Origin of the sequence: Kitasatospora sp. NPDC001547 (assembly GCF_042894165.1) — a bacterium.
GTDB lineage: Bacteria > Actinomycetota > Actinomycetes > Streptomycetales > Streptomycetaceae > Kitasatospora.
This window is the reverse complement of the sequence record NZ_JBIAVL010000003.1, coordinates 78,375-105,317: the sequence shown is the minus strand read 5'-3', so window position 1 is coordinate 105,317 and position 26,943 is coordinate 78,375. Positions and strand designations below refer to the sequence as shown.

Here is a 26,943-nt window from a genome sequence, read left to right as displayed (position 1 = left end):
CTGTCCCGTTCCGGGACGTCGCATTAGGGACGCCCATGACCATCCAGGCAGGCGAGGCGCGCGCGGGGAACGCCGCGTCCCGCACTCCGTCTCCCGACTCCGACTCCGACTCCACCGATTCCGACTGTCCCGACGGGACCGCCGAGGCCGCCGATTCCGACGGGACCGCCGAGGCCGCTGGGCCCACCGAGACCGACGCAGCCACCCAGCTGTCCGCCACCCGTGGCGGGGAGAAGCAGGGCCTCGCCGAACGGCTCGCGCTCTCGCTGTTCATCCTGGTGCCGTTCGCCGCCCTGGTGGCCGCCGTCCCGGTGGCCTGGGGGTGGGGGCTGGGCTGGACGGACCTCGCGATCACCGTCGCCATGTACTTCCTCACCTGCCACGGCATCACCATCGGCTACCACCGCTACTTCACCCACGGCGCGTTCAAGGCGAACCGCCCGATGCGGCTGGCCCTCGCGGTCGTCGGGAGCCTCGCGGTCGAGGGCCCGCTGGTGCGCTGGGTGGCCGACCACCGCAAGCACCACCGGTTCAGCGACAAGGACGGCGACCCGCACTCGCCGTGGCGCTACGGGGAGAGCGTCCCGGCGCTGATGAAGGGCCTGTGGTGGGCCCACATGGGCTGGATGTTCGACGAGGAGCAGACCTCGCAGGCCAAGTACGCCCCCGACCTGGTCCGCGACCCGGCCATGAGGCGGATCTCCCGGCTGTTCTGGCTCTGGACCACCATCTCGCTGCTGCTGCCCGCGCTGGTCGGCGGCCTGGTGAGCCTGTCCTGGGAGGGCGCGCTGTCCGCCTTCTTCTGGGGTTCGCTGGTCCGGGTGGCGCTGCTGCACCACGTCACCTGGTCGATCAACTCGATCTGCCACGCCGTCGGCCGGCGCCCGTTCCGCTCCCGGGACCGCTCCGGCAACGTCTGGTGGCTCGCCGTGCTCTCCTGCGGGGAGTCCTGGCACAACCTGCACCACGCCGACCCGACCGCGGCCCGGCACGGGGTGCTGCGCGGGCAGATCGACTCCTCGGCCCGGCTGATCCGCTGGTTCGAGCTGGCCGGCTGGGTGCGGGACGTGCGCTGGCCGGACGCGCAGCGGATCGCCGCCCGCCGCGCCGCATGAGGCGGCGCTTCCAGCATGATGTAGGGGTGAACGGGAGCAGCGCAGACAGCACAGGCGGTCACCACAGCACGCGGACGGACGCGGCGCCCGCCACGGCGCCCGCCCGTCCGCGGGCCGCTGCACCGGCAGCCGGCACCGGCGACGCAGGTCCGGACCGGAGTACCGGCGGCGGCCCGGCCCCGGCCCCGCGCCGCCGGGGCGGCCGGGTCCGGATGACCGGCAAGCAGCGGCGCGAGCAGCTACTGGAGATCGGCCGGACGGTCTTCGCCGAGCGCGGCTACGACGGCACCTCGGTGGAGGAGATCGCCGAGCGCGCCGGGGTGTCGAAGCCCGTGGTGTACGAGCACTTCGGCGGCAAGGAGGGGCTGTACGCGGTGGTCGTCGACCGCGAGATGCAGCTGCTGCTGGACATGGTGACCGGGGCGCTGACCGGCGGGCACTCGCGCGAGCTGCTGGAGCAGGCCGCCTTCGCGCTGATGGACTACATCGACACCTCGACGGACGGCTTCCGGATCCTGGTCCGGGACTCGCCGGTGGCCCAGTCGACCGGCACCTTCGCGTCGCTGATCAGCGACATCGCCACGCAGGTCGAGGACATCCTGGGCCTGGAGTTCAAGTCCCGCGGCTTCGACGCCCGGCTGGCCCCGATGTACTCGCAGATGCTGGTCGGGATGGTCGCGCTGACCGGGCAGTGGTGGCTGGAGGTCCGCAAGCCGGACAAGGCGACGGTGGCGGCGCACCTGGTGAACCTCGCCTGGCACGGGCTGGAGGGCCTGGAGCGGCACCCGAAGCTGGTCGGCGACCGCACGGGCTGACCGGCCGGGGCTGCTCGGCCCGGCCCATCGGGAGCCGCCCGATCGGCCCGGCCGGCTCAGCCCGACTGCCTGGTCCCCGCCGACCGCCTGGTCCCCACCGCGAAGATCCGACGGAACGGGAACACCGTCCCGTGCGGCCCGGCCGGGTAGGCCTCGCGCAGCAGCCGCCCGTACTCGGCCAGGAAGTCGGCCCGGTCGGCCGGGTCGGTGAGCCGGGTGAGGACCGGGCGCAGCGCGGTGCCCTTGACCCACTCCAGGACCGGGTCCGGCCCCGGCAGCAGGGTCAGGTAGGTGGTCTCCCAGACGTCCGGGAGGCAGCCGGCGGCGGCCAGGGCGTCGAGGTAGCGCTCGGGCGGGTGGACGCCGGCCCGGACGCCGTCTCCGCCGAGCGCGTCCCGCCAGCGGGCGCTGCCGCGCAGGTCGGCGAGCAGGGTGTGGCTGGGGGCGTCGAAGTTGCCCGGCACCTGGAAGGCGAGCACCCCGCCGGGTTCGAGGGCGTCCGCCCAGCGCGGCAGCAGCGCCAGGTGCCCGTCCACCCACTGGAGGGTGGCGTTGGAGACGATCAGGTCGGGCCGGGCCGGCGCCGGGTCGTAGTCGCGGGCGTCGGCGAGCAGGTACTCGGCGTCGGGTTCGCCCTCGGTGCGGGCGGTGGCCAGCATCGGGGCGGAGTTGTCGACGCCGGTGAGGCGGGCCCGCGGCCAGCGCTCGCGCAGCACGGCGGTGGAGTTGCCGGGGCCGCAGCCGATGTCCAGGACCACCTCGGCGCCGGGGTGCGGGAGGGCGGGGACGCGGGCGAGCAGGTCGCGCAGCGGGCGGGTGCGTTCGTCGGCGAAGCGCAGGTACTGCGCCGGGTCCCAGACGGGGGTGGTCATGGTTCACCTCGCAGCTATCTCGACATCAAGATATCTCCCGGTAGCCTCGCTGGCACATTTCTCGATGTCAAGAGACTTCACATCGACACATCCACCGATACACTGATCGTCATGGAGGACGAGGTCGACAGGCTGGTCGCAGCGTGGCGCCGGGAGCGCCCCGACCTCGACGTGGAGCCGCTGGAGGTGCTCAGCCGGGTCAGCCGGCTCGCCCGGCACCTCGACCGCGCCCGCCGCGCCGCCTTCGCCGAGCACGGCCTGGAGCCGTGGGAGTTCGACGTCCTGACCGCCCTTCGGCGGGCCGGCTCCCCGTACCAGCTCTCCCCCGGCCAGCTGCTCACCCAGACCCTGGTCACCTCCGGCACCATGACCAACCGGATCGACCGGCTCACCGGCAAGGGCCTGGTCAAGCGCCTGCCCGACCCGGACGACCGGCGCGGCGTGCTGGTCCGGCTCACCGACGACGGCCGCGACCGCGCCGACCAGGCGCTCGCCGGGCTGCTCGCGCACGAGCGCGAACTGCTCGCCCAGCTCACCTCCGGCCAGCAGACCGAACTCGCCGCGCTGCTGCGGCTGCTGGTCGCCCCGTTCGACAACATCCCGGGCTGACGACGGTCCCGGACTGACGAAAGCCCCGGCCTGACGACGGTCCCGGACTGACGACTGCCCCTGGCCCGGCGACCCCGTCCTCAGGGCCGGTCGACGGTGCCGACCGCCGAGGGCGGCGGGGGCACGGCGGGCTCGGCGGGGCTGACCCCGGCCCGGCGGGCGACCGCGACGGCCGCCAGCGTGGAGTGCACCCCGAGCTTGCCCAGCACGTTCTGCATGTGCGTCCGGACGGTGTGCGGCGACAGGTAGAGCCGCTCCGCGACGGCCTGCCGGCCGAGGCCCGCGACCATGCAGCGCAGGATCTGCTTCTCCCGCGGGGTCAGGGTGTCCACCAGCCGCTCGCTCTCGGTGCGGTCCCGCCGGGCGGTGGTGAGCTCACGGATCACCCCGGTGAGCAGCGCGGGCGGCAGGTGGGTCTCGTCCCGCAGCACTCCCCGGACCACCGCGAGCAGCCGGGCCAGCGAACTCTCCTTGGCCACCCAGCCGGTGGCGCCCGCGTGCAGGGCGCGGGCCGCGCGGTGCGGGTCGTCGGCGGCGGCCAGGACGACGGCGCGCAGCCCCGGGTGGGCGCGGCGGAGCCGGGCCAGCAGGGTGATGCCGTCGGGCGGCGGGGCCGCCGGTCTGAACTGGTCGCCGCGCAGCGGGTCCGCCGCGGACCGGGCGCCGGGCGGCAGCCCGCCCGTCGGCGGGACCGGCACCCCCGCCGGTACGGCCGGGCGGCGCGGCTGCGGCACCGGCGGGGCGGCGCGGCCGCGCCGGGCCTCCTCGGGGGGCTCCGCACCGGGCCGGCGGCGGGCGTGCGGAGCGGCCGCTCCGGAGCCACCGGGTAACCCGGCCGTACCGGCCGTTCCGATCACTCCGGCTGCCCCGGCCGCTCCGATCGTTCCGGCCGCGCCGAGAGCTCCTGCCGCGCCGGACGCCTCGGCGCCGAGGTCGGCGTCGATCAGCGCCACGTCGTAGGCCCGGCCCTCGCCGGCCGCCCGTTCCAAGGCCCGCTCGGCGGCGGCGGCACTGCCGGCCGCCCCCACCTCCACGTCCGGCTCGGCGGCCAGCGCCGCGGCCAGTGCCTCGGCGAAGATCCGGTGGTCGTCGACCACCAGGACGCGAATCCGCCCCATCGTCCCTCCCCCTGCTCACACCGCCCGAGCCCGGGGACGGGGACCGGCCCGGCGTCCGCGTTCCGGACCAGCCGTTCCGCCCGCCCACCGGTGGCCGATGAGGCCGAACGGGCGCCGGCCCCCACCGGTACCGCACTCAGCCTACGGGGCGGCAAACGCGCTCGTGGCGATTCGGTGAAGTTTCGCCAGGAGGCCTGCTGCTGACCGGACTTGAACCGTCGAGCGGCCGCCGAGGGGCGCCGTTCCCGGGATCCCCGGGGGCGGCGCGCCCGCGGCGGCAGGAGCCGCCCATGCTCCAACCGGCGTGCTCCGAAGGGCCGTTGCTCAACGGCGGCCGCTCCGGGGGGCGTCGCTCACCGCGCCGTCGCTCCCTGGCCGTTCTTCGCCAGGGTGAACTTCCAGGCGTCGGCGACGATCTCGTCCAGGTCGGCGCGGCGCGGAGTCCAGCCCAGCACCTCGTGGGCGCGGGCGGCCGAGGCCACCAGCACCGCCGGGTCGCCGGCCCGGCGGCCCTCGACCCGTACCGGGATCTCCCGGCCCGTGACGCGCTTGACCGCCTCGATCACCTCGTGCACCGAGAAGCCGCTGCCGTTGCCCAGGTTGCAGATCAGGTGCTCGCCCGGCTGGGCCGCGTCCAGCGCCAGCAGGTGCGCCTCGGCCAGGTCGGCGACGTGGATGTAGTCGCGGATGCAGGTGCCGTCAGGCGTCGGGTAGTCGTCGCCGTACACCGCGATGTGCGGGCGCTGCCCCAGAGCGGCCTGGAAGACCAGCGGGATCAGGTGCGACTCGGGGTCGTGCCGCTCGCCGTACGCACCGTACGCGCCCGCCACGTTGAAGTAGCGCAGCGAGACGGCGGCCAGGCCGTGCGCGACGGCCTCACCGGTGATCAGGTGGTCCACCGCGAGCTTGGTGGCGCCGTAGGTGTTGGTCGGCGCGGTGCGGGCGGTCTCGGCGATCGGCACGGCCTCCGGCTCGCCGTAGGTCGCGGCGGTGGAGGAGAACACCAGCTTGCGCACGCCGGCCGCGCGCATCGCGCTGATCAGCTCCAGCGAGCCGGCCACGTTGTTGCGCCAGTACTTCTCCGGGTCCGCGACCGACTCGCCGACCTGCGAGGAGGCGGCGAAGTGCAGCACGCCGTCGAAGGAGCCGTCCAGCACCTTGTCGGCCTCCTGGATCCGGCCCTCGACGAACTCGGCACCGGCCGGGACGCCCTCGCGGAAGCCGGTGGAGAGATCGTCCAGGACGGTCACCTGGTGCCCCGCCTCCAGCAGGTGGGCGGCGACCACACCGCCGACGTAGCCGGCGCCACCCGTGACCAGGTACTTACTCATGTTGCGACCTCCAGCGAACGACGGTCCGCCCGGGCGGGCGGAAGCCGTCGACGGAATGCGTACGACCGGGGTCATTCTCCCAATCCCACCGGGGTGCTCCGCACCACCCGGACGGCGGCTTCCGGCCTTCCCGCCGACTCCTCAGCCGCCGGCCATCCGTTCCAGCAGGCCGGTGCGGGCCGCCACCGCGGCCGCCTCCAGCCGGGTCCGCGCGCCGAGCTTCATCAGCACCCGCTGGACGTGCGTCCGGGCGGTGCTGGCGGCGATCCGCATCCCCGCGGCGATCGCCGCGGTGTCCTCACCGTCCGCGATCCGGGCCAGCACCTGCACCTCACGGCGGGTCAGCAACCGCAGCAGCCGGACGGCCTCGTCGTCGGGTTCGGCCACCGGGCGCAGCAGTTGGTCGAAGGCGCCGCGCAGGACGTCCACCGCGACCGCGGCCTCGCCCGCGCGCGCCCGTCCGATGGCCCGCTCGACCACCTCGATCCGCTCGTCGCTGGGCACGTACCCGGCCGCTCCGGCCGCGAACGCCCCCGCCACCCCGCGCAGTTCACCCACCGGGCCGAGCACGATCACCGCCACCTCGGGGCGTTCCCGGCGGATCCGGCGCAGCCCCTCGAAGGCACCCGACTCCCCCGGCGCGGCCACTCCCAGCAGACACACCTCGGGCCGCCGTCCGACCACCAGGTCGGCGGCGACACCGGCCGGGGAACCGACCGCGAGCACCCGGTGGCCGCGCAGCTGCAGTGCGGTGGCCAGCGCCTCCGCCAACAGCCGGTGGTCGTCCACCACCACGAGTCGAACACCCATGACGCCCTCCCGGTCGGGGTTCGGCTCGTGCCCGCACCCCTCGGGCGGGCGGCCGATGACGCACCATCACAGCGCATTCCGTACCCGACCCGCTAGGCCGTGGCGTGTCGGCGGTGCGGAACCGGCCGGAGAACGCGAAAGACCCCCGCCATGAGGCGGGGGTCTTCCAGTGGAGCCCCCATGCGGAATCGAACCGCAGACCTTCTCCTTACCATGGAGACGCTCTACCGACTGAGCTATAGGGGCTTGCTCGCTTGCCCGGTGTTTCTCCGAGCCGCTCGAACAAGGAAGACATTACACGGCCCCGGGCCCGGAAGGGAAATCGGCCTCCGCTCCGCCCGCCCCGGCGCTCCCGGCCCCCGCGGGGCGGCTCGGCCACCTCCGTACGCCGCACCGCTACGCCGCCGGATCCGCCCCCCACCTGGGCATCCGGCGGCAGCCGCCGTCCGGCGAACCGTCCACCGCCCCGAGCTCCGCGCCGGTGTTCTCCGGCAGCAGCCGCAGGCACCCCAGGGCCAGCACCCCCAGCGCCGCCAGGTACCAGCCCACCGGCTGCGCCGTCCCGTACGCCCCGGTCAGCCGGGTCGCCACCAGCGGCGTCGTCGCCCCGCCGACCACCCCGCCCAGGTTGTACGTCAGCGCCGCGCCCGTGTAGCGCACCCGGGTCGGGAACAGCTCCGGCAGGAACGCCGCCAGCGGCCCGAACATGCCGCCCAGCACCACCATCGCTCCCGCCAGCCCGACGAACATCAGCGGCCGGCTCACCGTCTCCAGCAGCGGGAACAGCACCAGCGACCAGACCGCGGCCAGGCCCGTCGCCCACCGCAGGGTCCGCCGCCGCCCCCAGCGGTCACTGCGCGAGGCGCTCAGCCACACCGTCGCCGCCATCCCCACCGCGCCGACCAGCAGCATCGACAGCACCAGCGTGCTCGCCACCCCGAGCCCGGCCGTCGCGTACGCCAGCGCGTACGTCGTGGTCAGGTAGAACAGCGCGTACCCCACGGTGATCGCCCCGCCCCCCGCCAGCACCGGGCGCCAGTGCCCGCGCAGCACCTCCAGCACCGGCAGCCGCTCCCGCCGCTCCTCCGCCCGGAACAGCGGCGACTCCTCGAGCCGCAGGCGCACGAACAGTCCCACCGCGACCATGACCAACGAGGCCAGGAACGGCACCCGCCAACCCCACGCACGGAACGCCCCTTCGTCCAGGCCGAGTTGCAGCGCCAGGAACACCCCGTTCGCCAGCGCGAACCCGATCGTCGGCCCCAGCTGCAGAAACCCCCCGTACCGCCCCCGCCGCCCGGCCGGGGCGTTCTCCGCGATCAGCAGCGCCGCTCCGCCCCACTCCCCGCCCAACCCGACGCCCTGACACACCCGCAGCACCACCAGCACCCCCGGCGCCCACCACCCCCACACCGCGAACCCCGGCAGCAGCCCCACCGCCGCCGTCGCCAGCCCCATCAGCAGCAGCGACACCACCAGCGTCGTCCTGCGCCCCACCCGGTCCCCGAAGTGCCCGAACACCACCGCCCCCACCGGCCGGGCCAGGAACGCCACCGCGTACACCGAGAACGCCGCCAACAGCGCCCCCACGGTGCCCAGCCCGGGAAAGAACACCGGCCCGAACACCAACGCGGCCGCCGTCCCGTAAAGGAAGAAGTCGTAGAACTCGATCGCCGTCCCGATCAGCGCCGCGGCCGCCGCCCGCCGCACCTGCCCGACCCGCCAAGCACCCTCCGCATCCATACCGCCAACCCTCACGACCCCCACCCGGCCCCGACCAGCCCCCACCCGAGTGACCGCGGCGCACACCCGCCACCCCACGCCCCCGACACGCGAGGGCGCCAGGTCCCCCTGGCGCCCTCGCATGCGTCGACCACGTCGCGTCCGCGACTACCTCGCGTACGGATTGTCCTCCGGCGGCACGGGCGGCACCGGCGGCTGGAACGACGGCGGGGGCGGGGGCACCGTCCCCGCCGGCTGTTGCGTCGGCAGAGGCGGCACCTGGGCCGCCACCGCAGCCTGCGGCTGCGCGGCAGGCTTCCGTCGGCGCCGCATCACGGCGACCACCACGCCAGCCACCAGCACCAGCCCGGCCACCACACCCGCCACAACCGGCAGCGTGCTGCCCGAACCCGACGACTTCTCCGCCTGAGGCTGCGCCGTCGGCGCGCCCGCCGCCACACCGGTCGGAGTCTCAACCGGGACCGGCACCGCCGACACCGGGGCAGTCGCACTCGCCGAGGGCACCGGGGCCGCCGACGGCACAGCCACGTCGGCCGGCAGCGGCGACACGTTCGCAGGACCGGGGTCCCCCGGTTCCGTCAAGGCAATGCGCGGCCGCACCGCACCGTAACCGATGAGGTCGTTGCGGCCAGCGCCGTCATTCGCCTTCCCAGCGGTATTGATGAGCACCCGCAGGACCTGATTCGCCGTCCAGTCCGGATGCAACGACCACACCAAAGCCGCCGAGGCGGAAACCAAGGCGGTCGCATCCGACGTGCCATGACTCTTGCAGTACCCGGTCGGACCCGTGCAGGCCTCGATCATGTCCACACCGGGAGCGACAAGAGCAACCTGCGGTCCACGCTCGGATTCAGCGGTGACCGTACCGTTCCGATCCGAGGATCCCACTCCGACAACATTGGGCAGGGCTCCCGGGTATTCGACGACATTCCCCTTGTCGCCGGAGTTTCCGACACTGGAGACCACCAGCGAGCCCTTTCCCCGGGCCCATGCCAAGATCCTGTTCAGCTTCTCCACATCAGCCGGAGAAGTCGTGACGGCGGCGGTTCCCTGCGAAATGTTGATGACCTTGGCGCCCTGCTCGACCGCATACGTCACCGCTTGCCCGATCTGGTCCAGGAAGTCAGCCGAAACCACTGCATGCTCGGATCCATTGGCGATCTTCAAGGGCAGGACCTTGGCGCGGGGCGCAAGGCCGTAAGCTCCCTTGCCGCCATCCGATTTCCCGGTCCCCGCAATGAGGCTGGCCATCTGTGTGCCGTGGCCGTCCGCATAGGATCCGACGCCACCCGGGCTACCACTGAAATCCTTGCCCGGAAGAAACTGGCCGACCAGATCCGGGTGGTCCAGCTTGAAGCCATCGTCGATCACGGCAACAGTGACGTTCTCTCCTTTGGAAATGTTCCACATCTCCGGGGCATGCATGGCGTCCAGATGCCACTGATCGTCACGGATCGGGCCACCGGCGAGCGCGGGTGTTGCGACCGGGCCGACCACGATTCCCGCCGCCAGAAGTGCCGCAGCAGCAGCCCGCCAACGCGCTCGCGCGCTCGTCCGCCCCATCACAACTCCTCGTCAATCTCTCGTCGACGCGTGCCCCGAACAGGACTGCCCGGCCACTGGGGATGCCCAGTGGCCGGGCAGTCGTTGCCGTCCTACTCAATCACGTCCGGGTTGCTGTGCGGCGTACCGCTGGTCCAGGTCTCCTCGTCCTCGTGCAGATAGTCGGCCCGCTTGCGGCGGTCGCGCTCGTTGCGGCCGCCGTGGCCCGCCGCTCCGGGGGCCATCATGCCGTTCTGCCTGGACTGGGCGCCGCCCTCGCCGGCTCCCGCCGCGCGGTTGCGCAGACCGGTACCGCCGGGCGTGAACTCCCCGCCGGCGGTCGGTCCCTTGCGACCGCCGACCGTCCCGCCGGTGGTCGAGGACAGGCCCCGGCCACGTGAGCCGCCGCCGGCGCCGACCGCACCACCGTGGGCGCCACCCATACCCGGGTGCATGCCGCCCATGCCGGGCCCACCGGTCCGGCCTCCGCCCGGCCCCGCCTCGCGGTTGCCGAAGACCGTCCCACTGGGAAGACCCGGGGTGCCGCTCTTCGCCTGCCCCGGAGTGCCGCTGAACGGCGTCGTGCGCGGCTGGACCTGGCCGCCGCCCTTGTTCGGGAGGGTTCCGCCGCCCGGTCCGACCGGGAAGCTCATGGACGGACCGTTGTTGGGGAGGCCGGGTCCGCCACCCGGGCCGGTCGGCCCGGTCGGGTAGCCGGGAAGGCCGGTCGGCCCGTCCGTCGGCAGCTGGCCGCCGCCGGGGCCGTACGGACCGGTCTGGGTCGGCAGGGTGGGCAGGCTGTTGATGTCGGTGCCGGGACGGTTGACCGGATCCGACGGGTAGGACGGCGGGATCGAGGCCCCCGGGTCCTGCGGCGCGGGCGGCAGCTGGCCTCCGCCGCTGTGCGGCGGGGGCGTGGTGCGGCCCGGCCCGGACGGGCTGGAGCCACCCGAGCCCGGGTCACGGGGTAGGACCGTCCCGCCGCCGTAGCTTCCGCCGCCGGACGGGCTGGAACCGCCGCCGCTTCCACCACTCAACCGCGGCGAGCGAACCGACCCTCCAGAACCGCCCGTGCTCCCGGAACCTCCGCCCTGGTAGTCCGAGGAGTCGTTCCGGTTGTTCGCACCAGGCGTCCCCGGCAGCACCACGTCCGAGGGAATCCCGTTCAGCGTGGTCGTCGCCGCGTTGTACGCCTGCGCCAGCTTCTCCATCTGGAGAACGGCTTCCTGGTGCTCCTTCTCGACCTTCGCCTTGGCCTGGCTGTATTCCGCCGCGGTCACCCAGTTGGGGTTGACCGACTTCATGTACTGGTCGGCGGTCTGGCCGACGGCGAGCTGGGGGATGCTGAGCAGGTTCGACTGGCTGTTGTGCTTGTTGACCGTCTGGATCTCCGTCTGCGGAGGCTCCGGCACGGCGACCTTGGCGGTGCTGAGCGCCTCGCCGGCCTGGTGCATCGCGTTGCCCGCGGTCGTGGCGTGCTCGCCGATGATCTGCGCCGACTGCTGCAGGTTGTTCACCCAGGTCTTGAAGCTCTCGGCAGCCGGACCTTCCCAGGTCACGTTGCCGACATGCGACTTGAGCGCCGTGCTCAGTTCCTTCAGCACCCGGCCGGCCGACTGCAGCTGGGTGCCGCGGCTGAGGACCGTCGCCGGGTCCGTGCTGGACACCATCTTCCTCAGATGGGCGTGTTCCAAGCTTTCGAAGTTCGTGCTGGCTGACACTACTTGCTCCCCGTCTCCCCGTAGAACTCTCCCCAGGCGGCCATCAGTACCTGCCGTCGCCCGACCCCGGCGCCGGCGTGGTGACACCCGCGTTCTTCGCGACGGAGTTCTGCGCGGCCGTCGTGTGGTCCTCGTTGGTCACGTAGTTGCTCGCGGTCTGCGAGACCGCCGTCTGCATCGCCTGGATCTGCGCCGCGAAGTCCTTGTGCAGCTGGACGAGCTGGCCGTGGACCTTCTCGTAGGCGGTGGTCAGGGCCGTCGCCTCCGCGAACTCCTCGCTCGCGAAGCTCTTGCTCGTCAGCTTCTGCTGCTGGAGCTGGTACGGCGCGGCCGCCGACCCCTCCATCGCGGCGAGCAGCGCTTCGACCTTCCCGGCGAACGTCCTGAGCGTGTCGAGCTCGATCTGGACGTTCTGCTTGCCGAAGGCCGACACCAGGTCACTGGCGCTGCCGTTCGTCTGAATGGTGCTGACGATGGGCGCGATGTTGATCCCGCCCAGCGGCCACGGAAGCTTCTGCTCCAGCATGTACGGAGCCGTGTCGCCGGCGCCCGGGTCGGTGCCCGACGGGCTGGGCGCCGGGCTGGACGACGGGTTGGACGACGGGTTGGACGACGGACTGGGTGCGGGACTCGCCGAAGGGCTGGGCGAGGGGTTCGCCGACGGACTCGGCGAAGGGCTCGGCGAAGGAGTCGCCGTCGGCGACGGACTGGGCGACGGACTCGCCGAAGGAGTCGGCGTCCCCGAACTAGTTGCATTGCCTGCCACAGCAGTTCACCTCTCCCCCGTACGGCCGGTTCGCGCCCGGGCGTCCCGGGCGGCCCCCGCCGCAACACACCGTCAACTTCTGGGTCGTACCGTCCTGGTCGGTGCACCGTCCGCCCTGTGGACGGTTTCCGCCTCAGTCATCGTAGCCACCACCTCTGTCGGCCCGGCAGGGCCCTTGGCCCGCCCGTACGCGATCGGTACGAACTTGACACGTACGAGCCGCCGGGCCCGCCCTGGGTAGACTGGCCCGGTACGCCCCATCTGCCGCGCAATGTCGCACAGCAGCGACCCCAGGCCGCAGAACGGACGTGACCGCGTGAGCTCCCTCGACGCCTCCCCCTCCCCCTGGTGGGCCCGTGCCGTGCGGCCGGCGCGGCCGCCGCTGCCGGTGGCGCTGATGGTGCGGGCGGCGGTGGGCATGGCGGTGCCGTTGGCGGTGGGGCTGCTGGTGCACCGGCTGGACCTGGGGGTGTTCGCCGGGCTCGGGGCGATGCACGCGACGATGAACGACCGGGTGGAGCCGGGCGGGCTGCGGGCCGCCCGGATCGGGACGGCCGTGCTCGCCTCCGCGGTCGGCATGCTGATCGGCACCGCTCTCCAGCACGCCGGTGCGGACGGTCTCGTCCTGGGAGTCGCGCTGACGTCGACCGCCTTCGTCTCGGGCGCGCTGAGTGCGACCGGCCCGCGCGGTTCGGCGGCCGGGATGCTGCTGTCGGTGTCGGCGGCGCTGGGCAGTGGGATGCCGCTGCCGCAGCCGTGGTGGGCGGCGGCGCCGATGCTGCTGCTCGGGGCCGCGTTCGTGGTGCTGCTGGGGCTGCCGGCGGGTGCGCCGAGCCGGCCCGCCGCGGATCCGCGCAACCGGGCGCTGGCGGCCGCGTACGACGCGCTCGGCCGTACGCTCGCCGATCTGGGCGGTCCCCGGGCCGCCGCCTCGCGCCAGGTGCTGACGGCCCGTCTGAACCAGCTCCAAGACCTCCTCGGCACGACGCACCGGACGCCGCGGAACCGCCGGAGCCGTCGAACCCGACAGGACCGCCGCGACCGCCGCGACCGCCGCGACCGCCAGAGCCGACACGACCGCCGCGCCCGGATGTACGAGGCCGCCCTCGCCGCCACCGAGGCGGCGACCGGCCTGCTCTGGGCCCGCCGCCCCGTCCCGCCGGAGGTGGCCGAGGTGCCGAACCGGCTGGCGGCCGCCGTACGGCAGGGCGGCGGCGAGGTCGCCGTCCCCGACTGGCGGCCCGACACCCCATCCCGGCAGGCCCTGGACGTGGCCCTGCGCGCCGCCGCCGACACCGTGGCCGGCCGGGACTCCCGGCTCGGCACCGCCCCCGCGCCGCCGCCGGACCCGTGGCGGCTTCGGGCGCGGCTGCTGTCCCGGGGGTCGGTCCGGTACGGACTGCGGGTCGCGCTGTGCATCGCGGTCGGCTCGGCGGTCACCGCCAACTTCCCGCTCAACAAGAGCTACTGGGTGCCGATGACGATCGCCTTCGTGCTCAAGCCAGACCTCGGCTCGGTGTTCCTGCGTGCGGTGAGCCGGTCGGTCGGCACGGTGCTCGGAGTGGTCGTGACCGCGGCCCTGCTCCTGGCCACCACCGACGAGTGGGCGCTGACCGCGATGGCCGCCGGCTGCGTGGCCCTGCTCCCGTACGCCACTGCGGCGCACTACGGGCTGAACACCGTGGTGATGACGCCGATGGCGCTGGTCCTGCTGCAGCTCGGCGGGCAGAGCAGCGCCGCCGAGTTCTGGCCCCGGGTCCTGGACACCGTGCTGGCCAGCGGGATCGTCCTGCTCTTCGGCTACCTGCTGTGGCCGGAGCGTCCCCGCCACCGGATCGAGCCCGAGCTGGTCGAGGCGGCGACGGCGCTACGGGCCTACCTGGACGCCGTCGCCGAGGACACCACCGCCGAGGACACCGCCGCTGAGAACACCGACACCGCCACCCGGCCCGGCAACGCCCAGGTGTGGCTGCGCCGCACGGCCTACCGGTCACTGGCGGACGCCCGCCAGGAGGTGCGGCAGGGGCTGTCCGAGCCGCCGCCCACCGGCCGGCTGGCCGAGCGGTGGCTGCCGGCGACGGCGGCGCTGGAACGGCTGGGCGGCGCGGTGGCGGCCTTCGCCGCGCAGATCCGCTACGGCGGCCGGGTACCGGACCCGGCCGAGGTCGACCGGGTCCGGCGCGCGCTGGACGAACTGACCGCCGCCGCCCGGGCACACCGCCCACCGACCGCCCCTGCGGTCCCGGCCGCCCCGGCTGCCGCGGCACACCGGGCGGCCGGTCCGACCACGCCCCACGACCCGACGCGCAGCGCGCTGGCCCGGGCCGCGGAGGAGCTCGAAACGCTCCTCCGCACCCGGCCCGACGGGTGACCGGGCTCAGACCTGTTCAGACCTGCTCAGAGCTGTTCAGCGCCACTCAGAGCTGTTCAGAGCCGCTCAGACCTGCTCGGCCAGCTCCAGCCAGCTCATCTCCAGCTCCTCCTTCTCGTCCCGGACCGCCCGCAGCTGCGTGTCCAGTTCGGCGACCTTGGAGAAGTCGGCGGCGTGCTCGGCGAGTTGGGCGTGCAGCTTGGACTCCTTCTCGTCCAGCTTGGCGATCTGCCGCTCCAGCTTCTGCATCTCCTTCTTCGCCGCCCGCAGGTCCCCGCCGGACAGCGCCGGAGCAGCACCCGCGTCGGCCGAGGCACCGGACCCGCCCGCGGAACCCGCAGCACCCCCAGAACCCGCACCCCCAGAACCCGCACCCGCAGCGGGCACCGCCGCGGCCGCGGCGGCCATCCGGGCCCGGCGCTCCAGGTACTCGTCCACGCCGTTCGGCAGCATCCGCATCCGCTTGTCGCCCAGCAGCGCCTGGACGGTGTCCGTGGTGCGCTCGATGAAGAAGCGGTCGTGGCTGATGACGATCATCGAGCCGGGCCAGCCGTCGAGCAGGTCCTCCAGCTGGTTGAGCGTCTCGATGTCCAGGTCGTTGGTGGGCTCGTCCAGGAACAGCACGTTGGGCTCGTCCATCAGCAGCCGCAGCAGCTGGAGCCGGCGCCGCTCGCCACCGGACAGGTCGCCGACCGGCGTCCACTGCTTGTCCTTGCCGAAGCCGAACTGCTCGCACAGCTGGCCGGCGCTCATCTCCCGGCCCTTGCCGAGGTCGACCCGCGAGCGGACCTGCTCGACGGCTTGGAGCACCCGGGTCGCCGGGTCCAGCTCGGCGACCTCCTGCGACAGGTAGGCCAGCCGCACGGTCTTGCCGACCTTGATGACGCCGGACGCCGGCTGGACGTCGCCCTCGCTCGCGTACGCGTCGCGCAGCGCGCGCAGCAGCGAGGTCTTGCCGGCGCCGTTGACGCCGAGCAGGCCGATCCGGTCGCCGGGGCCGAGCTGCCAGGTGACGTTCTCCAGCAGCAGCTTCGGGCCGGCCTTGACGGTCACGCCCTCCAGGTCGAAGACCGTCTTCCCGAGCCGCGCGTTGGCGAACTTCATCAGCTCGGACTTGTCTCGCGGATCCGGCACGTCCGCGATCAGGGCGTTGGCGGCCTCGATCCGGTAGCGCGGCTTGGAGGTGCGGGCGGGGGCGCCGCGGCGCAGCCAGGCGAGCTCCTTGCGGGCCATGTTCTGGCGCTTCTGCTCCTCGACGGCCTCGATCCGGGAGCGTTCGGCGCGGGCGAAGACGTAGTCGGAGTAGCCGCCCTCGTACTCGTGCACCTCGCCGTTCTGGACGTCCCACATCCGGGTGCAGACCTGGTCGAGGAACCAGCGGTCGTGGGTGACGCAGACCAGCGCGGAGCGGCGCTTCTGGAGGTGCTGGGCGAGCCAGTTGATGCCCTCGACGTCGAGGTGGTTGGTGGGCTCGTCGAGGACGATCAGGTCGGGCGAGCCGAGCAGCAGCTTGGCGAGGGCGATCCGGCGGCGCTCGCCGCCGGAGAGCGGGCCGATGACGGTGTCCAGGCCGTCGGCGAAGCCGGGCAGGTCGAGGCCGCCGAAGAGGCCCTCGATGATGTCGCGGATGCGGGCGTCGCCGAGCCACTCGTGGTCGGCCCGGTCGGCGATCACCTCGTGCCGGATGGTGGCCGTCGGGTCGAGCGAGTCGTGCTGGGTGAGGACGGCCATCTGCAGCCCGCCGGAGTGGGTGATCCGGCCGCCGTCGGGTTCCTCCAGCTTGGCGAGCATCCGGATGAGGGTGGTCTTGCCGTCGCCGTTGCGGCCGACGACGCCGATCCGGTCGCCCTCGCTGACGCCCAGGCTGACCCCGTCCAGCAGGGCGCGGGTGCCGTAGACCTTCGTGACGGACTCGATGGTGGCGAGGTTGACGGCCACGTGTGCTGCGCTCCTGGGTTCGGCGGTCGCGGGGCGGCCCGCCGCTCGGCGGTCGGGCACCCCTCTCGGGACACCCCGATCTCTCCAGCCTAATGGGCCCGCCGGATCGGCTTCACCGCGTCGGCTGGGCGACGGACGCGGTGAACCCGCCCGACCCGTCGGCCGACGACGGACGCGGTGGACCCGGCACCACCCCGCCAGCCGACGACGGACGCGGTGACCCCGCACCACCCCGCCGACGTCAACCGACGACCGACGCCCCCGGCACCGGCCCGTGGGTGGCGTGCGCGGTCCGGCAGGTGCCGGAGGCCCGCAGCGCGTCGGCCACCGCGGCGGCGGCCTCGGCGTCCTTGACCAGGAAGGCGCAGGTCGGCCCGGAGCCGGAGACCAGCGCCCCGAGCGCGCCCGCCTCGGTGCCGGCCCGCAGGGTGGCGGCGAGCGCGGGGCGCAGCGAGAGCGCGGCGGGCTGGAGGTCGTTGGCGAGCGCGGTGGCCAGGGCGACGGCGTCGCCCTCGGCGAGGGCGGCGAGCAGGGCCGGGTCGGCGTCGGGGGTGGGGACGTCGGCGGCGCCGGAGCCGGTGCCGGCCTCCTCGCGCAGCCGGTCGCACTCGCGGAACACGGCGGGGGTGGACAGGCCGCCCTCGGCGACCGCGAAGACCCAGTGGAAGGTGCCCTCGACGGCCAGCGGCTCCAGGATCTCGCCCCGGCCGCGGCCCAGCGCCACGCCGCCGAGCAGGGCGAACGGCACGTCGGAGCCGAGTTCGGCGGCCAGGTCGAGCAGCACCGGCAGCGGGGTGTCCAGCTGCCAGAGCGCGTCGCAGGCGACCAGGGCCGCCGCGCCGTCGGCGCTGCCGCCGGCCATCCCGCCGGCCACCGGGATGGCCTTGGCGATGTGCAGGTGCACGCCGGGGTCGGCGATGCCGTGGTGGGCGGCGAGCAGCCGGGCGGCGCGGGCGGCGAGGTTGCCGTCGTCCAGCGGGACGACGGCGGCGTCCGGGCCGGTGCAGCTCAGCGTCACGCCCTCACCCGGGGTGGCGGTGACCTCGTCACCGAGGGCGACGGCGAAGAAGACGTTGGCCAGGTCGTGGAAGCCGTCGGCGCGCAGCCCGCCGACCCCCAGCTGGACGTTGACCTTGGCCGGTACCCGTACGGTGATCACTCGCTGTCCTTACCGGGGTCCTTCGCGGGCTTGTGTTCGGCGATCGCGGCGAACTGCTCCACCGTCAGCATCTCGCCGCGCAGCTTGTGGTCGATGCCGGCCGCGGCGAGCGCCTGCTCGGCCCCGGCGGCGGAGCCGGCCCAGCCGGCCAGCGCGGCGCGCAGGGTCTTGCGCCGCTGGGCGAACGCGGCGTCGACGACCGCGAACACCTCCTCGCGGCTGGCGCTGGTCCTCGGCGGCTCGCGGCGGATCAGCGAGACCAGCCCGGAGTCGACGTTGGGGGCGGGCCAGAACACGTTCCGCCCGATGGCGCCGGCCCGCTTCACGTCGGCGTACCAGTTGGCCTTGACCGACGGGACGCCGTACACCTTGTTGCCCGGCTTGGCGGCGAGCCGGTCGGCGACCTCGCTCTGCACCATCACCAGGGTCCGCTCGATGCTGGGGAAGGTCGCCAGCATGTGCAGCAGGACGGGCACCGCGACGTTGTACGGGAGGTTGGCGACCAGCGCGGTGGGCGCCGGCCCGGGCAGCTCGGTGACCTCCATCGCGTCGCTGAACACCAGGTCGAAGGCGCCCGCCCTGCCGGGCATCCGGGCCGCGACGGTGTCCGGCAGGTGCCGGGCCAGCACCGGGTCGATCTCGACCGCGGTGACGTGCCGCGCCACCTCCAGCAGCGCCAGCGTGAGCGAGCCGAGCCCGGGCCCGACCTCCACCACCGCGTCCTGCTCCGTCACGTCGGCGGCCCGGACGATCCGCCGCACGGTGTTGCCGTCGATGACGAAGTTCTGCCCGCGCTGCTTGGTCGGCTTCACGCCGAACGCGGCGGCCAGCTCCCGGATGTCGGCGCTGCCCAGCAAGGGGGTCCCCCCGGCCGGAGGCTGGGGGCGGCTGTCAGGGGTGGGGTCGGTGGTGCTCACGCGCCAAGGATACGGGCGCGGGGGCCGCCGTCCGGACGCGCCGATCCGGACGGGGCCCCGACCTCGTGCTCAGTACCCGAAGGCGCGCGCGGTGTTCTCCGCGACGGCCGCCGACAGCTCGTCCTCGTGCAGCCCCAGCGTCGCCGCCATCGAGCGCACCGTGACCGGGATCAGGTACGGGGCGTTGGGGCGGCCGCGGTAGGGGTGCGGGGTGAGGAACGGGGCGTCGGTCTCGACCAGGATCCGGTCCAGCGGGGTGGCGAGCAGGGCGTCGCGCAGCGGCTGGTTGGCCTTGAAGGTGACCGGGCCGGCGAAGGAGAGGTACCAGCCGTGCTCGGCGCAGGTCTTGGCCATGTCGGCGTCGCCGGAGTAGCAGTGGAAGACCGTCCGCTCCGGGGCGCCCTCCGCCAGCAGCAGGGCGATGACGTCGTCGTGGGCGTCCCGGTCGTGGATGACCAGGGCCTTGCCGTGCCGCTTGGCCATCTCGATGTGGCGGCGGAACGACTCCTTCTGGATCTCCACGCCCTCCGGGCCGGTGCGGAAGTAGTCCAGGCCGGTCTCGCCGACTGCCAGCACCTGCGGCAGGGCGGCGAGCCGGTCGATCTCGGCGAGCGCCTCGTCCAGCGCGTCGGCGCCGCCGGCCTTCCGCTGCTGCCCGGACCAGCCGTCCGCGTCGCCGAGGAAGATCCGCGGCGCCTCGTTCGGGTGCAGGGCGACGGCCGCGTGCACCTGCTCGTACTGCGCCGCCAGTTCGGCGGCCCAGCGCGAGCCGGGCACGTCGCAGCCCACCTGGACCACCGTGGTGACCCCGACCGAGGCGGCCTTGGCCAGGCCCTCGGCCGGGGTGCCGGACTGCATGTCGAGGTGGGTGTGCGAATCGGCCACCGCCACCGCCAGGGGTTCCGGCAGCGGCGGCGGGGTCGACCGGGCGTCGTCCTTGGCGGCCATGTCAGGCGGCCGGCTTCTCTTCGAGGCGCGGGAAGAGGATCTCGCCCTTGGTGACGGTGGCACCGGCGGGCAGCCGGCCCCAGTCGGCGGCGGTGGCGACGGTCTGCGCGCAGAGCGCGCCCAGGCCGGCGGCCTCGGCGCCCAGCGAGGTCCACAGCTTCTCGGCGGTGGACGGCATCACCGGGTTGAGCAGGACGGCGGTGGCGCGCAGCGCCTCGGCGGCGGTGTAGAGGATGGTCGCGAGACGGGCCCGGCCCTCCTCGGAGTCGTCCTTGGCGACCTTCCACGGCTCCTGCTCGGTGAGGTAGCCGTTGACCTGCTTGACGAACTCGAAGATCGCCGCGAGGCCGCCGGCGAAGTCCAGCTCCTCGCCGATCTTCCGGTCGGCCGTGTCGACGGCCCTGGCGAGCCCGTCGGCGATCGCCTGCTCGGCCCCGCCGTGCGCGGCCGCGGCCGGCAGCGCCCCGTCGAAGTACTTGCCGACCATCGCGGCGACCCGGGAGGCCAGGTTGCCGAAGTCGTTGGCCAGCTCGGAGGTGTACCGGGCGGTGAAGTCCTCCCAGGAGAACGAGCCGTCGGTGCCGAACGGGATCGCCCGCAGGAAGTAGTAGCGGTACGCGTCCACGCCGAAGTGCGAGGTGAGGTCGGTGGGCGCGATGCCGGTCAGGTTGGACTTGGACATCTTCTCGCCGCCGACCATCAGCCAGCCGTTGGCGACGACCCGCTTGGGCAGCGGCAGCCCGGCGGCCATCAGCATGGCGGGCCAGATGACGGCGTGGAACCGCAGGATGTCCTTGCCGACCAGGTGGACCGAGGCGGGCCACAGCTCGGCGAAGCGCTCCGGGTCGCTGCCGTAGCCGGCCGCGGTGATGTAGTTCTGCAGCGCGTCGACCCACACGTAGAGGACGTGCTTCTCGTCCCAGGGCAGCGGCACGCCCCAGTCGAAGGTGGACCGGGAGATCGAGAGGTCCTTGAGGTCCTGCTCGACGAAGCGCAGCACCTCGTTGCGGGCCGAGTCGGGCTGGATGAAGTCCGGGTTCGCCGCGTAGAACTCCAGCAGCCGCGGGCCGTAGGCGGAGAGGCGGAAGAAGTAGTTCTCCTCCTCCAGCCACTCGACCGGCCGCTTGTGGACGGAGCAGAGCTTCTCGTCCTCGGTCGCGCCGTCGAGCAGCTCGGACGGGAGCTTGAACTCCTCGCAGCCGACGCAGTACGGGCCGGAGTAGCCGCCCTTGTAGATCTCGCCCTTGTCGAACAGGTCCTGGACGAACTCCTGCACCCGGGCGGTGTGCCGCTCCTCGGTGGTGCGGATGAAGTCGTCGTTGGCGATCTCCAGGTGCTCCCAGAGCGGCTTCCAGGCCTCCTCGACCAGCTTGTCGCACCACTCCTGCGGGCTGACGCCGTTCGCCTCGGCCGTCCGCATGATCTTCTGACCGTGCTCGTCGGTGCCGGTCAGGTACCACACCTTCTCGCCGCGCTGGCGGTGCCAGCGGGTGAGGACGTCGCCCGCCACGGTGGTGTACGCGTGGCCCAGGTGGGGGCGATCGTTGACGTAGTAGATCGGGGTGGAAACGTAGTACGCCGGGGCGCTCGCCCCGGTGGTGCTGTGGTCTGCAGTGGCCGCCATGGTCGGAAAGCTTAGTCGGGCGGGCGGGCCGCCCTCGACCGAGTTCTCTCCCGGCCGGGGGCGGTCCCTTCCACGTCGCCCCGGTGTCAGCCCAGCAGCCGCGACCAGAACCGGGCCCAGCGTCCGCGCGGCCGCACGGGCTCGGCCACCGGGGTCGCCCCGGCCGGCTCGGCGTGCGCCGGGTAGCCGGGGGCGTGGTGCCACGACTGGTCCGCGGAGGCCACCCGGCCCTCGCGCATGATCCGTACGGTGTGGCCGCCGCATCCCGGGCAGGTCGGCTTGAGCAGCGGGGACGGCACCCGGACGCCGTTGGCGTGGTACTCGAACACGACGTGCCCGTCCTTGGCCACGTGGTGCTCGATGTCGTACGCCTGCTCCCAGCCGTACCCGCAGCGCAGGCACGCGAAGGAGTAGGCCTCCCGTACGGTCTCGACGGGAGTGTGCGGCCGGCCGGCCAGACCGGCGGTGCTCAGTGCGCTGCCACTGCGGGGGCTACCGACAACATCACTCATGGCCGTCTCCCAGCGCCCGCCGGACGCTCGTCCGGCTGGGTCTTTCCGTTCCAGGAAATGCCCGGACCGCCCCGGCCGACGCCCCACTTGTGAAGACTTGGATGCGGGTTGGGGAGCCCTATACGCAGGGCCCTCCCAGGACCGGAAACCGCGACCGAAACTTCAGCTCAGCGGGTGTTTACCGAGGCCTTCTCTCCACGGTACGACTCCCCGTGGGCAACGCAACCCCCGGGATTCACGGCTTCCCCTGGCGCCCCTCCAGGCCTTCCCGCTTGGCCGCCACGACCGCGTCGAAGACCTCGCGCTTGGGCAGCGAGAGTTCCACGGCGACGGCCGCGATGGCCTCCTTGCGCCGCTCCCCGGCCTCCTCGCGGAGGGCCACCAGCCGGGCCAGCTCGGCCGGGGTCAGCGCCTGGGGCGCGGCCGGCGGGGCGCCGGCGACCACGACGGTGATCTCGCCCTTGACGCCGTCGGCCGCCCAGACCGCCAGCTCGCCGATCGGTCCGCGCCTGACCTCCTCGTAGGTCTTGGTGAGTTCGCGGCAGACGGCGGCCGGCCGCTCCGGCCCGAACGCCTCGGCCATCGCCGTCAGCGCCTCGGCGATCCGGTGGGGCGCCTCGAAGAAGACCATGGTGCGCGGCTCGGCGGCGATCGAGGCGAGCTGCCGGGCCCGGTCGCCGCTCTTGCGCGGCAGGAAGCCCTCGAAGGTGAAGCGGTCGACCGGCAGGCCGGACAGCGCGAGCGCGGTGAGCACCGCCGAGGGCCCGGGCACCGCGGTGACCTTGACGTCGGCGGCCACGGCGGCGGCGACCAGCCGGTAGCCGGGGTCGGAGACCGAGGGCATGCCGGCGTCGGTGACCAGCAGCACCCGGGCGCCGCCGAGCAGCGCCTCGACCAGTTCGGGGGTGCGGCCGACCTCGTTGCCCTCGAAGTAGGAGACCACCCGCCCGGCCGGGGTCACCCCCAGCGCCTGGGTGAGCCGGCGCAGCCGCCGGGTGTCCTCGGCGGCGATCACGTCCGCCGTCGCCAGTTCGTGGACCAGCCGGGGCGGGGCGTCCGAGACGTCGCCGATGGGGGTGCCTGCGAGAACGAGTACTCCTGTCACGGTCCCCATCCTCGCAGCTGTGGAGCGCCCGGGGTTTTTGGTGACGATTCGGTCAGCTTCCGAGGGAGCGGACACGCGTACGAAGAGCGCCCCTACGATGTGGCGGATGAACGGCGACACGGCGGCGCAGACGCCCACTGGTACGGACCACTCCGCGTACGGCGGCGTCGGCCTGCCGTCCCCCCGCTCACCGCAGGCCGGACCCGCCGGCTGGCGCGGACGCCTGGCCCGGTACGGCTACGCCGCCCGCCCCACGGCGACGCTCACCGAGCGCCTGGCGCCGCCGATGCCGGACGGCCCCCGGGTGACGCCCCGGGACGTGCCGCAGTCGCCGCTGCTGTTGCGGCTGGGCGTCTCGCTGCCGCAGGGCCTGTGGTCCTTCCTCTGCCGGTGGGCCGGCTGGCTGGGCCCGGTCGCGGTGGCGGTCTTCGCCGGCCTGCTGCGGTTCACCGGCCTCGGGCAGCCGCACGCGATCATCTTCGACGAGACGTACTACGCCAAGGACGCCTACGCGCTCTGGCACGGCGGCTACGAGATCAGCTGGCCGGAGGACGCCAACGCGACGATCATGACGCCGGGCGCGGCCGTCCCGTACCGGCCGACGCCCTCGTACGTGGTGCACCCGCCGGTGGGCAAGTGGATCATCGGCGCGGGCGAGCAACTGTTCGGCATGAACCCGTTCGGCTGGCGGTTCGCGGTGGCCCTGCTCGGCACCCTGTCGGTGCTGATGCTGGCCCGGATCGCCCGCCGGATGTTCCGCTCCACCCTGCTGGGCTGCGTGGCGGGCCTGCTGCTGTCGGTGGACGGCCTGCACCTGGTGCTCAGCCGGGCCGCCCTGCTCGACCTAGTGGTGATGTTCTGGACCCTCGCCGCCTTCGGCTTCCTGCTGCTGGACCGCGACCGCACCCGGGCCCTGCTGGCCCGGCGGCTGGGCGGGGTCGAGGACCCGCGGCTCGCCCAGCGGCTGAACCTGGGCTGGCGCCCGTACCGGATCGCGGCCGGCGTCTGCGTCGGCCTGACCTGCGCCACCAAGTGGAGCGGCCTGTACGTCGCGGCGGCCTTCGGGCTGATGACCGTGCTCTGGGACGTCGGCGCCCGCCGCCTGGCCGGCGCCCCGCACCCGCTCCGGGCGGCGCTCGCCCGGGACGTGGTGCCGGCCTTCGTCTCGGTCGTGGTGGTCCCGGTCGGCGTCTACATCGCGTCCTGGTGGGGCTGGTTCGCCAGCAGCACCGCCCCCGGCCAGGGCGGCTGGGGCCGGGACTGGGCGGTCGGCCGTTCCACCGACTTCCCGTGGATACCCGAGGCCCTGCGCTCCCTGTGGCACTACCACTCGACGGTCTACGACTTCCACGTCGGCCTGAGCGACCCGCACACCTACCAGTCCAACCCGTGGTCCTGGCTGGTGCTGGGCCGGCCGGTGTCCTTCTACTACGAGTCCCCCAAGTACGGCCAGGCCGGCTGCACCGTCGCCGACTGCGCCCGCGAGGTGCTGGGCATCGGCACCCCGCTGCTGTGGTGGACGGCCGTCGCGGCGCTGGCCTACTGCCTGTGGCGCTGGGCGGCCCGGCGGGACTGGCGGGCCGGCGCCCTGCTCTGCGGCCTGGCCGCCGGCTACCTGCCCTGGTTCGCCTACCAGCAGCGGACGATCTTCCTCTTCTACGCGGTGGTCTTCGTCCCGTTCCTGGTGCTCGCGGTGACGATGCTGGTCGGCGCCCTGATCGGCCCGGCCGGCGCCTCCCGGGACCGCCGGATCATCGGCTCGGCGGCGGCCGGGCTGCTGGTCCTGCTGATCGTCTGGAACTTCCTCTTCTTCTACCCGCTCTTCACCGGGCAGACCATCCCGCTGGAGGACTGGCGCCGCCGGATGTGGTTCAACACCTGGATCTGACCGTCCGCCGGGTCCGCACCGCGTTCCCGCGAACCGTCCGTACGCGGTGCACACCACGTACCAGATCCGTCACAAGTCCGGGGCGATTCGCCGACGCACCGATCCGGGCTGCCTAGGGTGGGGGGGTACCGCGTTTCCGGCCCCGGCCGGTTGCGCCCGGCCGCGAGACCCCTGGGGGAACTGCACCATGCGCAGTGGCGCGAAGATCGGCATCATCACCGGCGTGTCCATCGCCGTCCTCGCGGGCGGCGGCTACGGCGCGTACAGCCTGATGAGCGACTCGGGCGGATCCGAGGGCAAGAAGCCCCGCACGGTCGTCGCCGAGCCGCCGTCGGCCGAGCAGGCGGCAGCCGGCCTGAAGGACTTCCTGGCGGCGTGGGCGGCCGGCGACATCGCCAAGGCGGCCTCGCTGACCGACGATCCGGCCGCGGCCACCACCGCGCTGACCGCCTTCCGGGACCAGGTCAAGCCGAGCGCGCTGACCCTCACCCCGTTCGGTCCGACCACCCAGCAGGTCTTCTCCGCCGCCACCGGCACCCCCGCCCCGGCCCCCAAGCCGTCCGCCGCCGCCTCCGGGACGCCCGGCGCCCCCGGCGCCGGCGACTCGCCGTCCCCGACCGCCACCCCCGGGCCCACCGGCACGCTGATGTCCTACAAGGCGCGCGCGGAGTTCGCGGGCACCAACCGGGCCTGGGACTACCAGGGCTTCCTGGGCGTCGTGAAGATGAGCGACAACACTCCGGCCGTGCACTGGGCACCCTCGGTGATCCACCCCCACCTGTCCGGCAACGAGACCATCGCCGTCCAGCCGGTCTTCTCCCCGCCGTCCACCGTGGTCGACCGCAACGGCAAGCCGGTGCAGGGCGCCTCGCTCACCCCGGCGCTGATGACCACCCTCCAGGAGAACGCCAACAAGCTGCTGCCGCCGGACCCGAACAAGGACCAGGACGCGGGCAGCGCGGTGGTGATCTCCGACCCGGCCGGCAAGGGCTCCCAGGACAAGCTGTTCACCATCGTCGAGCCGAAGCCCGGCAAGCCGTTCAAGGTGACCATCGACAACACCCTCCAGGCCGCCGCCGAGAAGGCGATGACCGACCTGGGCGGCAAGCCCGGGTCCATCGTCGCGATCGAGCCGAGCACCGGCCAGGTGCTGGCCTTCGCCAACTCCCCGGCCAACGGCCAGAACCGGGCCTTCACCGGGCTGCTCGCGCCGGGCTCGACGATGAAGATCGTCACCTCGGCGTCGCTGCTGGAGGCCGGGATCAACCCGGACACCGTGGTGGCCTGCCCGGAGAAGAGCGGCAACGCGCACCCGATCCCGAACTCGTTCCCGGGCGCGTTCCCGGGCAACACGCTCCAGCAGGACTTCATGATGTCCTGCAACACGGCCTTCATCAACCAGGGCCTGGCCAGCCTCAAGCCCGAGACGCTGTCCGGCACGGCCAAGGACGTCTTCGGCATCGGCCTGGAGTGGAAGACCGGCCTGCCGAACGCGGACGGCAAGGTGCCGGCCACGCCGGGCAGCAAGGACGAGCAGGCCATGAACTACATCGGCCAGGGCAAGGTCCAGATGAACCCGCTGGCCATCGCCTCGATCACCGCCACCGTGCAGAACGGCGAGTTCAAGCAGCCGGTCCTGGTCGCCGAACTGCCGCAGCAGAAGGCCGCCCGCCCGCTCTCCCCGGACGTGGCCGCCAAGCTGAAGGCGATGATGGCCGCCACCGCCACCGGCGGCACCGCCAAGGACGTGATGGCCGGGATCACCGACAACGCGGGCGCCAAGACCGGCTCCGCCGAGGTCGCCGGCGTCGACGTCACCAACAGCTGGTTCACCGCCTACCGCGGCAACATCGCGGTGGCCGCCGAGGTGCAGGGCGGCGGCCACGGCGTGGACGCGGCCGGCCCGGCCGTCGCCTCCATCCTGAAGGCCGCCGGCGGCCGCTGAGAACCCCCGAGCCTCCGGGCCCAGCGCGCCCGGAGGCGAGCGGCCGAGTCACGCCCCGAGCCGCCGGGTCCGGAACGCCCGGAGGCGAACGGGC

General features: G+C 73.5%; 21 protein-coding genes and 1 tRNA gene. 6 read left to right on the top strand and 16 right to left on the bottom strand.

The window, feature by feature from the left end; all coding sequences use genetic code 11:
- The first annotated feature begins 35 nt into the window (after positions 1–35).
- Together ACFY0X_RS06255 and ACFY0X_RS06250 are read left to right on the top strand one after the other, a co-directional pair.
- Positions 36–1,115 (top strand): acyl-CoA desaturase, encoded by a 1,080-nt coding sequence (locus ACFY0X_RS06255; protein WP_387749541.1) that lies wholly within the window; start codon positions 36–38, stop codon positions 1,113–1,115.
- 212 nt (positions 1,116–1,327) lie between these two features.
- Entirely contained in the window at positions 1,328–1,930 is a 603-nt protein-coding gene (locus ACFY0X_RS06250; RefSeq protein WP_387749538.1) for a TetR/AcrR family transcriptional regulator, read from the top strand.
- Between the two features lie 56 nt (positions 1,931–1,986).
- Here the strand turns inward: ACFY0X_RS06250 and ACFY0X_RS06245 are convergent, their stop codons facing one another.
- A complete protein-coding gene (locus ACFY0X_RS06245) occupies positions 1,987–2,802 on the bottom strand; it encodes a methyltransferase domain-containing protein (protein ID WP_387749535.1) in 816 nt (271 codons plus the stop codon).
- Positions 2,803–2,913: 111 nt separating this feature from the next.
- Here ACFY0X_RS06245 and ACFY0X_RS06240 point away from each other — a divergent pair, with 111 nt between their 5' ends.
- The gene (locus ACFY0X_RS06240; protein WP_387749532.1) at positions 2,914–3,411 is read left to right on the top strand and encodes a MarR family winged helix-turn-helix transcriptional regulator; all 498 of its coding nucleotides are present in this window, start codon (positions 2,914–2,916) and stop codon (positions 3,409–3,411) included.
- Positions 3,412–3,491: 80 nt separating this feature from the next.
- Here the strand turns inward: ACFY0X_RS06240 and ACFY0X_RS06235 are convergent, their stop codons facing one another.
- The 8 genes from ACFY0X_RS06235 to ACFY0X_RS06200 all read right to left on the bottom strand — a co-directional run bounded on the left by ACFY0X_RS06235 (position 3,492) and on the right by ACFY0X_RS06200 (position 12,202).
- Positions 3,492–4,529, bottom strand: a complete 1,038-nt coding sequence (locus ACFY0X_RS06235) for a LuxR C-terminal-related transcriptional regulator (protein WP_387749530.1) — start codon at positions 4,527–4,529, stop codon at positions 3,492–3,494.
- Between the two features lie 353 nt (positions 4,530–4,882).
- A complete protein-coding gene (galE, locus tag ACFY0X_RS06230; RefSeq protein ID WP_387749528.1) occupies positions 4,883–5,860 on the bottom strand; it encodes a UDP-glucose 4-epimerase GalE in 978 nt (325 codons plus the stop codon).
- 141 nt (positions 5,861–6,001) lie between these two features.
- The gene (locus ACFY0X_RS06225) at positions 6,002–6,670 is read right to left on the bottom strand and encodes a LuxR C-terminal-related transcriptional regulator (RefSeq protein ID WP_387749525.1); all 669 of its coding nucleotides are present in this window, start codon (positions 6,668–6,670) and stop codon (positions 6,002–6,004) included.
- Positions 6,671–6,840: 170 nt separating this feature from the next.
- Positions 6,841–6,916, bottom strand: a tRNA-Thr gene (locus ACFY0X_RS06220).
- Between the two features lie 150 nt (positions 6,917–7,066).
- Positions 7,067–8,413, bottom strand: coding sequence for an MFS transporter (locus tag ACFY0X_RS06215; RefSeq protein ID WP_387749522.1), 1,347 nt, complete (start codon positions 8,411–8,413; stop codon positions 7,067–7,069).
- A gap of 147 nt (positions 8,414–8,560) precedes the next feature.
- The gene (mycP, locus tag ACFY0X_RS06210; RefSeq protein WP_387749518.1) at positions 8,561–9,976 is read right to left on the bottom strand and encodes a type VII secretion-associated serine protease mycosin; all 1,416 of its coding nucleotides are present in this window, start codon (positions 9,974–9,976) and stop codon (positions 8,561–8,563) included.
- A gap of 92 nt (positions 9,977–10,068) precedes the next feature.
- Entirely contained in the window at positions 10,069–11,625 is a 1,557-nt protein-coding gene (locus ACFY0X_RS06205; RefSeq protein WP_387749515.1) for a WXG100 family type VII secretion target, read from the bottom strand.
- A 94-nt stretch (positions 11,626–11,719) separates the two neighbouring features.
- Positions 11,720–12,202, bottom strand: coding sequence for a hypothetical protein (locus tag ACFY0X_RS06200; RefSeq protein ID WP_387749512.1), 483 nt, complete (start codon positions 12,200–12,202; stop codon positions 11,720–11,722).
- Positions 12,203–12,758: 556 nt separating this feature from the next.
- Here ACFY0X_RS06200 and ACFY0X_RS06195 point away from each other — a divergent pair.
- Entirely contained in the window at positions 12,759–14,813 is a 2,055-nt protein-coding gene (locus ACFY0X_RS06195; RefSeq protein ID WP_387749510.1) for an FUSC family protein, read from the top strand.
- A gap of 66 nt (positions 14,814–14,879) precedes the next feature.
- Here the strand turns inward: ACFY0X_RS06195 and ACFY0X_RS06190 are convergent, their stop codons facing one another.
- The 7 genes from ACFY0X_RS06190 to rsmI form a co-directional block, all read right to left on the bottom strand.
- Positions 14,880–16,751 (bottom strand): ABC-F family ATP-binding cassette domain-containing protein, encoded by a 1,872-nt coding sequence (locus tag ACFY0X_RS06190; RefSeq protein WP_387749507.1) that lies wholly within the window; start codon positions 16,749–16,751, stop codon positions 14,880–14,882.
- 241 nt (positions 16,752–16,992) lie between these two features.
- Positions 16,993–17,910 (bottom strand): 4-(cytidine 5'-diphospho)-2-C-methyl-D-erythritol kinase, encoded by a 918-nt coding sequence (locus ACFY0X_RS06185; protein ID WP_387749504.1) that lies wholly within the window; start codon positions 17,908–17,910, stop codon positions 16,993–16,995.
- On the bottom strand, positions 17,907–18,827 hold the full coding sequence (rsmA, locus tag ACFY0X_RS06180) for a 16S rRNA (adenine(1518)-N(6)/adenine(1519)-N(6))-dimethyltransferase RsmA (protein ID WP_387749501.1): 921 nt from the start codon (positions 18,825–18,827) through the stop codon (positions 17,907–17,909). The genes ACFY0X_RS06185 and rsmA overlap by 4 nt, the downstream gene beginning before the upstream one ends.
- A 69-nt stretch (positions 18,828–18,896) precedes the next feature.
- A complete protein-coding gene (locus ACFY0X_RS06175) occupies positions 18,897–19,775 on the bottom strand; it encodes a TatD family hydrolase (protein ID WP_387749498.1) in 879 nt (292 codons plus the stop codon).
- Between the two features lies 1 nt (position 19,776).
- Complete coding sequence (metG, locus tag ACFY0X_RS06170; protein ID WP_387749495.1) at positions 19,777–21,399, bottom strand: methionine--tRNA ligase; 1,623 nt, start codon at positions 21,397–21,399, stop codon at positions 19,777–19,779.
- Positions 21,400–21,485: 86 nt separating this feature from the next.
- Entirely contained in the window at positions 21,486–21,911 is a 426-nt protein-coding gene (locus ACFY0X_RS06165; RefSeq protein ID WP_387749492.1) for a hypothetical protein, read from the bottom strand.
- A gap of 235 nt (positions 21,912–22,146) precedes the next feature.
- Positions 22,147–23,016 (bottom strand): 16S rRNA (cytidine(1402)-2'-O)-methyltransferase, encoded by an 870-nt coding sequence (gene rsmI, locus ACFY0X_RS06160; RefSeq protein WP_387749489.1) that lies wholly within the window; start codon positions 23,014–23,016, stop codon positions 22,147–22,149.
- 97 nt (positions 23,017–23,113) lie between these two features.
- On the opposite strand from rsmI, the gene ACFY0X_RS06155 reads away from it, so the two are divergent.
- Both ACFY0X_RS06155 and ACFY0X_RS06150 read left to right on the top strand, forming a co-directional pair.
- Complete coding sequence (locus ACFY0X_RS06155; protein ID WP_387749486.1) at positions 23,114–24,904, top strand: dolichyl-phosphate-mannose--protein mannosyltransferase; 1,791 nt, start codon at positions 23,114–23,116, stop codon at positions 24,902–24,904.
- A gap of 187 nt (positions 24,905–25,091) precedes the next feature.
- Positions 25,092–26,849 carry a penicillin-binding transpeptidase domain-containing protein gene (locus ACFY0X_RS06150; protein WP_387749483.1) on the top strand — a complete coding sequence of 586 codons (1,758 nt, stop codon included), beginning with the start codon at positions 25,092–25,094 and terminating at the stop codon, positions 26,847–26,849.
- Positions 26,850–26,943: the final 94 nt, after the last annotated feature.